General features: G+C 46.2%; 7 protein-coding genes and 1 pseudogene. 5 read left to right on the top strand and 3 right to left on the bottom strand.

Annotated features, from left to right (window positions below):
• Positions 1–475, top strand: a pseudogene (locus Q0668_RS07575) (gfo/Idh/MocA family oxidoreductase); the annotation flags it as partial.
• Between the two features lie 80 nt (positions 476–555).
• Here the strand turns inward: Q0668_RS07575 and Q0668_RS07570 are convergent.
• Positions 556–1,371 carry a phosphoribosylformylglycinamidine synthase subunit PurQ gene (locus tag Q0668_RS07570; protein ID WP_298862239.1) on the bottom strand — a complete coding sequence of 272 codons (816 nt, stop codon included), beginning with the start codon at positions 1,369–1,371 and terminating at the stop codon, positions 556–558.
• A gap of 349 nt (positions 1,372–1,720) precedes the next feature.
• Between Q0668_RS07570 and Q0668_RS07565 the strand changes: the two genes are divergently transcribed.
• The 4 genes from Q0668_RS07565 to Q0668_RS07550 all read left to right on the top strand — a co-directional run bounded on the left by Q0668_RS07565 (position 1,721) and on the right by Q0668_RS07550 (position 5,868).
• A complete protein-coding gene (locus Q0668_RS07565) occupies positions 1,721–2,080 on the top strand; it encodes a hypothetical protein (protein WP_298862236.1) in 360 nt (119 codons plus the stop codon).
• A gap of 199 nt (positions 2,081–2,279) precedes the next feature.
• On the top strand, positions 2,280–3,287 hold the full coding sequence (locus Q0668_RS07560; RefSeq protein WP_298862233.1) for a prenyltransferase/squalene oxidase repeat-containing protein: 1,008 nt from the start codon (positions 2,280–2,282) through the stop codon (positions 3,285–3,287).
• Positions 3,288–3,326: 39 nt separating this feature from the next.
• Complete coding sequence (locus Q0668_RS07555) at positions 3,327–4,526, top strand: NPCBM/NEW2 domain-containing protein (protein ID WP_298862230.1); 1,200 nt, start codon at positions 3,327–3,329, stop codon at positions 4,524–4,526.
• Between the two features lie 136 nt (positions 4,527–4,662).
• A complete protein-coding gene (locus Q0668_RS07550; RefSeq protein WP_298862227.1) occupies positions 4,663–5,868 on the top strand; it encodes a PQQ-dependent sugar dehydrogenase in 1,206 nt (401 codons plus the stop codon).
• Positions 5,869–5,950: 82 nt separating this feature from the next.
• On the opposite strand, the gene Q0668_RS07545 is transcribed toward Q0668_RS07550, so the two are convergent.
• Both Q0668_RS07545 and Q0668_RS07540 read right to left on the bottom strand, forming a co-directional pair.
• Positions 5,951–6,325 carry a DUF2237 domain-containing protein gene (locus Q0668_RS07545; RefSeq protein WP_298862226.1) on the bottom strand — a complete coding sequence of 125 codons (375 nt, stop codon included), beginning with the start codon at positions 6,323–6,325 and terminating at the stop codon, positions 5,951–5,953.
• Between the two features lies 1 nt (position 6,326).
• Positions 6,327–7,253 (bottom strand): TIM barrel protein, encoded by a 927-nt coding sequence (locus tag Q0668_RS07540; protein WP_298862223.1) that lies wholly within the window; start codon positions 7,251–7,253, stop codon positions 6,327–6,329.
• Positions 7,254–7,472: the final 219 nt, after the last annotated feature.

Below are 7,472 nucleotides of genomic sequence, written 5' to 3'. Positions count from 1 at the left end.
CGGTTCCAAAGGTTATGTGGTCATTCCCAGCTACAATAGTGCTTCTGCATTCGATAATGATGGAAAACTGATCAAGAAGTTTTCTGGTTCAGCAGATCACTTTGCCAACTTCGTGGATGCCGTTCGCAGCCGCAAAATTAGCGATTTGAATGCCGATATCGAAGAAGGCCACATCTCCAGTGCACTCTGTCATCTGGGTAACATTTCTTATGAATTTGGCGAAAAAATGCCCGTTCAGGATTTGAATGCCGAATTATCAGGAGATTCAGAAGCTCTGGAAACACTCGGTCGTTTCCGTCAGCATCTGAAAAATAATAAAATTGACGCTGAGAGCACAGCGATCAGTATGGGACCAAAGTTATCACTCGACAGCAAGACGGAAGTCTTCACCGGTGCGATGGCTTCAACAGCAAATCCCAAATTGTCACGTGAGTATCGTGAGCCATTTGCGGTTCCATCTACAGCGAAGCTCTAAAGTTCATAGAGAATACCGTTAAAAAAAAAGGCCCATTTGTCGCTTTGACAGATGGGCCTTTTTTACAGGGAAGCTGAATTCTATTCGAAATAATTGACGGCGTTTCGAAAGATTTGTATGCCGGCGCCTTCACCCTCTAATCCCAGTCGAGTCCATTGTGGGTGTTGTGTGGCAAACAGAAAACGTTCGGGGTGAGGCATCAGACCAAGCACGCGTCCCGAAGGATCACCCAGGGCTGCGATGTTATATGCAGAGCCGTTAGGGTTCATCGGATAGTCAAGGATTTCTTCCTGAAGAGTCGTTGCTGCTTCATCGTCTTCACGATAACACATGGCGATTTGTTGATTGGCTTTCCAGCCATCAATCACCGTTGCATCACTCACTGCAATCCGCCCTTCAGCATGTGCAATCGGTAGTTCAATCTGGTCAATCTCTTTCAAGAACACATTTTGTGGAGCAAGTACTCCCAGTCTAACCCAGAGTGATGTGTATTTTCCATTGGTATTCCAGGTCAATGTAGCATCTCGACTTTGATTTGGTTTTGGAGGCCAGCCTGTGGCGCCACCGGGGAGAATTCCCGATTTGAGAAGCACCTGAAAACCGTTACAAATTCCCAATACCAACTTATCAGCAGCCAGGAAATTTCCAATCACATCGGCGAGTTGTCCTTGTAGATGGCTGGCAAAGATCACGCCCGCTCCTACATCGTCACCGTAACTGAAACCGCCGGGCAGGCAGAGAATCTGATAGTCATTCAGTTGTTCTGGATTTTCCAATAATTTCAGAAGATGAATTCTGGTGGACTGAGCTCCACAGAGATCAAATGCATGTGCGGTTTCGATATCGCAGTTGGTTCCAGGAGCCCGCAGGACACAAACTTTTGGAGGAGTTGACATAAGATCTGAAATAATCCTTACAATTTCAATACAAATTCCGGAGGGAGCAGCGAATGGTCTCGCTAAGTCAGGATGCTATTATGAAAACCGCTTTACTTCCAGCGTCAGGACATTGATACCCGCTGAAAACCTCTGTTTTCCTGTTTCCAGAAAGAATTAGAGACATTCTAGAGGTCTAAGCTCTGAAATACGAGTGGGTTAAAGCGTTGTTTCATTTTCGGCTTGATGAAAAATCGATCTGTTCGCTGAACAGGTAATCTGTTAAGGTCCGCGGCTTATTACAGAATCTGGTCTGATCTTCATCAGAATGTGGTGCCAGGTCGTTATTTCAAGCTGAGTATGGCTGTTCATGAATCCTCTGTTTCGATTGATCCTGCTCGCATTATTAGTCCCTGTTTGCTCGGGGTGCTTTAATGCCTATAATACGCGGATTCCCCGTGTATTTCCGGGACGTCAAGCCATGACACGCGGGCAGAAAATGGAAGAACAGAAAATGATGGAGCTGGAAGATCCGCTGCCATCCAGTGCTTTAGGACCCGGAGTCGTGCGTCCCCGCGAATTTGGAACCCAGCGGACCGAGTCGCGATTAGCGGTTGAGCAATCCATTCGAGTTCGTCCCTTTCTAAAATCAAGACCGGGACAAACCTTGCGTCCCGTGCCGAAATTATCGGGTGGCAAGTCAAAATACCCTGAAGTGATTCGGCCCTGATCGTGTTGGCGGGAAGCGTTTTTTCCATCCTACAGCTTTCCATTACCTGCACATTACGTACAATGCAAGGTAGAAATCTAATCTACTCTAATCAGGGTAAGTGGCTATTTTGAGATATCTATTGCTCCAATCAAATCCGGTTCAGGCTTTCGGTCGCGCTTTGCAGAGTGCGCTTCTGGTTTTGATCCTGATGTCTGGCATGATGAGCTCTTCTCTGCTCGCACAGGGGGAAGTCAACCGTGCTATCGATGCACAAGGCAAAAAATACTATACGCCTCCCACGCGCATGGCCGTTAATCGTGGTCTCAAGTATCTTGCAGAAAGACAGCACGCAGATGGCTCTTTCGGCTCTGGATCCACTTTCAATCAAAATGTGGCTGTGACTGCCTTGTGTGGAATGGCATTTCTAGCGGATGGAAATACGCCAGGCAGAGGAAAGTATGGAAGGCAGGTACAAAAGACAGTAGATTTTATTCTCGCTTCCTGCAAACCATCGGGGTATATCATCGCTCCAGAGAGTATTTCTCATGGGCCTATGTACGGACATGGTTTTGCGACGTTATTCCTCGCTGAAGTTTATGGGATGACGCGCAGCAAGGACGTACGAGCAAAGCTGGAAAAAGCTGTTGAGATGATCGTGAAGTCGCAAAATGCAAAAGGAGGCTGGCGGTATACACCAGAGAGTAAAGACGCCGACCTCTCGGTAACCGTCTGCCAGATTATGGCCTTGAGAGCAGCCCGGAATTGTGGAATTTTTGTTTCCAAAGAGGTCATCGACCGCTGTATTGATTACGTGAAGAATAGCCAGAACGCGGATGGTGGTTTTCGGTATCAAATTGTTCGGCAGGGAAAAAGCGAATTTCCCAGGTCAGCCGCGGGTGTTGTTGCCTTGTATAGTGCAGGGATTTATGAAGGAAAGGAAATCGAGGACGGACTCGCTTACCTCGCTCGCCATCTGCCCAATCAGCGTTACTTTCGAGGCAGTCATTATTATTACGGACAATATTATGCAGTCCAGGCAATGTGGCAGGCCGGCGCTGAATATTGGGAAAGCTGGTATCCCGCGATCCGGGATGAATTAGTTTCCAGTCAAATGACCAGCGGCAGCTGGAGGCCCGACAGCTCGAATTGTGTCGAGTACAGCACGGCGATGTCCTGCATCGTTTTGCAAATTCCCCGCAATAATATCCCTATCTTTCAGCGTTAAATTTTGCTCATCGTTTGAAGTTTCATTGTAGGGGGTCTCATGCGATTTACTGTGATCATCGTTCTGATTTTCAGTTTCAGCGTTTGGAATGATTTCATCAACGCTGCAGAGCTCTATCGAGCAAATGGCGAGGTTGTGCAGGGGAAGCTGACTCAAATTAAACAGAATCAGTTTACACTTCAGACAGATTCGGGCAAGCGCACTTTTCTTGCTGCTGAAACAATTCGTGTTGAGTCAGGAAAATTATTGCATCCCCAACCACGTGAAGGTTTGGTGATTCTGGCGAACGATGATCGCATTTATGCGGAGTTACTCCGTTCTGAAGAAGACGTTGTCTTCGTGCGTCTAATTTCCTGTCCGGAAACAGGGGAGTTCAAAATTCCGTTGGAAACGATGCAGGCTGCCAGTTTTCAATGGCCGTCGAATCGCCAGCTGAGAACAGAATTCATACAAAAAATCGCAAGAAAGGATCAAAAATCAGATCTCTTTTTTCTGAACAACGGCGACAATCTGGAAGGGGAATTGTTAGGCTTCGATGCGAATACTTTTCGATTTGAATCGAGAGCAGGAGAAACTTCGGTCCCGCGAAAGGGAATTCGGTTCTTTACGATTAACCCTGAGTTGATCAATTTTCCACAACCCGATCAGTTACGCTATCGATTAGGACTGACGAACGGATCGCAATTGACTGTCTCTTCACTTGTTTTAGATAAGAATGAGATCACTGCCAAAACATTGTTTGGTGCAGAACTGCATTTCAGTCTGAAGCGTCTGGTTTCCATTACACCTTTGGGAGGACAGGTTGTTCCGCTTCCAGAGCTGAAGCCGGTGAAATATCAATTTACTCCTTATTTCTCACAAACATGGAACTGGCAGCAAAACAGGAATGTTCTTGCGGGGTCATTGAGAGTCGGTGCTAAAGAGTTCGTATCGGGTCTCGGAATGCACAGCGCTTCTGAATTACACTACCAGCTAGATGGCAAGTATGCCGCCTTTCAGACAGAAGTTGGCATTGATGATTCGACCTTGGGTAAAGGGGATGCTGAAATCGTGATTCTGGTCGACCAGCGTATTGTGTTTCAGCAGGCCGTTCAGGGAGCCAGTCAACAAACGGTTATTGTGCCACGGATTGATCTCAGCGGAGCGCGGGAACTAATTTTGAAAGTGGATTTCGGGAAAAACGCGGATATTCAAGATCATGTCGACTGGTGTCGGCCTGTCTTGATTCTAAAAAAATGAATTGTCTTTTCTCTCGCAGGCATCAAAGTTGATTCGTTGGTCAGTAGCGTTGACAGTGCCTGTTTTCTATCCTAAAACTTAGTGTTTGCCGTCCATCCCATCTGTTAATCTGAATCAATGATAAAGAAGACATCTTATGAAAACGATTTCCACTCTACTGCTCATTGTGACTCTGGCTCTGACGCAGCAATTATCGGCTGCGGAGATAGTCGATACTTCTCCTGCTCCAGTGAAACTCGTCAAAGTCTTTCCCTATTTGAAAATTGATCGTCCTATTGTCATTACGCATGCCGGCGATGATTCGAACCGTTTGTTTATTGCTTCCCAAAAGGGAAAAATCTGGATCGTGCCCAACACTCCCGATGACGAAGATCTGGAAAAGGGAAAGCTGTTTCTCGATATCTCTGACAGGGTGACTTACAACGACAAGCAGAATGAAGAAGGACTGCTGGGCTTTGCGTTTCACCCGGATTACAAAAATAATGGTGAATTTTTCATCTACTACAGTACGCCAAACAAACCTGTGAATACCTCCGTGATATCACGCTTTCGCGTGTCAAAAGAAAATCCCGATAAAGCGCTGGCAGATTCCGAAGAAGTTCTGATGCGTGTTGAACAACCAGCCTGGAACCATGGTGGCGGAACGGTTGTCTTTGGCCCGGATGGAAAACTTTACATTGCCTTTGGCGATGGTGGAGCCGGTAATGATGTCTTTAAAAATGGTCAGAATCTTTCGACAGTTCTGGGAACGATTTGTCGCATTGATGTCGATCATAAAAGTCCGGGATTAAACTATGCGATTCCCAAAGATAACCCTTTTCTGGAAGGGAAAAGTGCTGAAATCAAGACAGCCCGCAAAGAAATCTGGGCCTATGGACTACGAAACCCATGGCGGATTGCCTTCGATACGAAAACGGGTGTTCTCTGGGCCGGCGATGTGGGCCAGGGTATTTGGGAAGAAATCGATATTATCGTCAAGGGAGGAAACTATGGTTGGTCCGTCCGGGAAGGAAAACACCCCTTTGGTCCCAATGGGGTGGAACCTCGATCCCATTTAATCGAACCGATCTGGGAATACAAACATGATGTGGGCAAATCCATTACCGGGGGATCTGTGTATCGAGGTAAAAAAATTCCCGCAATCAATGGGCTTTATATTTATGGAGATTATGTTTCCGGAAAATTCTGGGCGTTAAATTATGATGCCCAGAAGAAGAAAGTGACCGCCAATCATGTGATTGAATCACCAAGTATTCCAGTGATGACGTTTGGCACAGATCAGAATGGTGAACTGTTTCTGACTTCTTCTTTCAGTGAAATCTATATGCTGAAAGCGAAGTAATTGAATAGTACAAATTTTAATAATAAAAAACACGGAGCATCATTAATTGAGGCTCCGTGTTTTTTTGATTTCACGCGTTGCGTTAAGCTTCGACCGCGTATTGTTGAAGATCTTCCAGATCCACAAATTCAAGGGTCGAAATGTGACAGGCTTCCAGTTTGACAAGCGGTGCCATACCTGCTTCTAATGCTTCCTTCCAGCGTTCGACGCACAGGCACCAGCGGTCACCCGGTTGTAAACCGGGAAATTCATACTGAGGATGTGGAGTACTCAGATCATTACCCTGTTGTTTGGAAAATGTCAGAAACTCTGCAGTGACTTCAGTACAAACTGTATGCAGACCCATATCGGAGCCGCCGGTATTACAGCATCCATCGCGATAAAAACCAGTGATCGGATCCATAGAACAGACTTCGAGTTCCGTGCCGAGGACATTTTTTGCTTTTTTTTGATTCATCTTAAAACTGGTCAACCTCTCTATAAGCTTCAATGACGGCCAGGTCACCTTCCTGACCAGGTTTCGAATTTCCATGTTCCATGCCGATGATACCATCGAAGCCTTTGGAATGAATATGCTTGAACACGTTCAGGTAATTGATCTCGCCCGTTCCCGGTTCTTTTCTACCTGGGTTATCGCCCGATTGGAAATAGCCAATTTCATCCCAGCAACTGTCGATGTTTACGATTAAGTTCCCTTCTGTAATTTGTTGATGGTAAATGTCAAACAGAATTTTACAGGAGGGACTGTTAACCGCTTTGCAGAGTGCATACGCCTGTGGCGAACCTTGTAAAAATGTGCCTCCATGATTGGCATACCAGTTCAAGGGCTCGAGAACCATGACCATGCCATGCGGTTCAAAAATATCTGCACAGCGCCTGAGTAACTCTATCACATTGGCAGTTTGATATCCTTCTGCAAGACGGGCGCGAGGCCCTTCATCGATATTTCCGGGAACAACAGTCATCCATTTTGCATTGACTCGCTTTGCGACTTCGACCGATTCCTGAATGTCTTTTAAAACGCTATTCCAGACATCTTTATCTTTCTTCACGAATGTCGTCTTACCAATCGAGCCGTGTGCCACAAACACGCCCATTTCCATATTGAGCTTCTCCATGGTATCAGCGATTTGCTGCTGGAGTTCCTGGGGTTTCTTTTTCATCCCATTGTCTTCCCAGGCTGTAAAACCCTGGTCAGCAGCAAATTTTAACTGGTCCAGAGGATCCTTACCGGCTGCGTTTTTGAACATTCCAAAGTGGGGGCCATATTTGAGATGGAATGGCTTTTTGTTCTGGTCGGCATCCGCGGCTTGTGTCGCAGCCGTTGCTAACACGGCGGTACTACCCGCGATAACACCGCTTTTGAGAAATTCTCGTCGTTGCATTGGGGGGACTCCTTGTAGGGTAATTCAATATGAAATTCAAATGGATGAATCATGGGAAGAGGACTTATTCTAGTCAAAGCAGACAGAGTATGCACCTGATTTGTTGCGGAATCATTTCGAGTTCACAAAACTCAAGCTTTGGGCAAAGTATTCCAGTTGACTGGATAAACCGATATTTCCCATTTGGGTTGAGCCAGGAATCGATCCAGGCTCGAATCA

It is taken from the genome of uncultured Gimesia sp. (assembly GCF_937910335.1).
Taxonomy (GTDB): Bacteria; Planctomycetota; Planctomycetia; order Planctomycetales; family Planctomycetaceae; genus Gimesia.
This window is presented reverse-complemented; position numbering and strand designations above follow the sequence as displayed.

Bases quoted from the DNA above. Each gene is read 5' to 3' on its own strand.
- Q0668_RS07560 (WP_298862233.1), top strand. From the start codon at position 2,280: ATGATGAGCTCTTCTCTGCTCGCACAGGGGGAAGTCAACCGTGCTATC.
- Q0668_RS07565 (WP_298862236.1), top strand. From the start codon at position 1,721: ATGAATCCTCTGTTTCGATTGATCCTGCTCGCATTATTAGTCCCTGTT.
- Q0668_RS07550 (WP_298862227.1), top strand. From the start codon at position 4,663: ATGAAAACGATTTCCACTCTACTGCTCATTGTGACTCTGGCTCTGACG.
- Q0668_RS07540 (WP_298862223.1), bottom strand. From the start codon at position 7,253: ATGCAACGACGAGAATTTCTCAAAAGCGGTGTTATCGCGGGTAGTACC.
- Q0668_RS07555 (WP_298862230.1), top strand. From the start codon at position 3,327: ATGCGATTTACTGTGATCATCGTTCTGATTTTCAGTTTCAGCGTTTGG.
- Q0668_RS07570 (WP_298862239.1), bottom strand. From the start codon at position 1,371: ATGTCAACTCCTCCAAAAGTTTGTGTCCTGCGGGCTCCTGGAACCAAC.
- Q0668_RS07545 (WP_298862226.1), bottom strand. From the start codon at position 6,325: ATGAATCAAAAAAAAGCAAAAAATGTCCTCGGCACGGAACTCGAAGTC.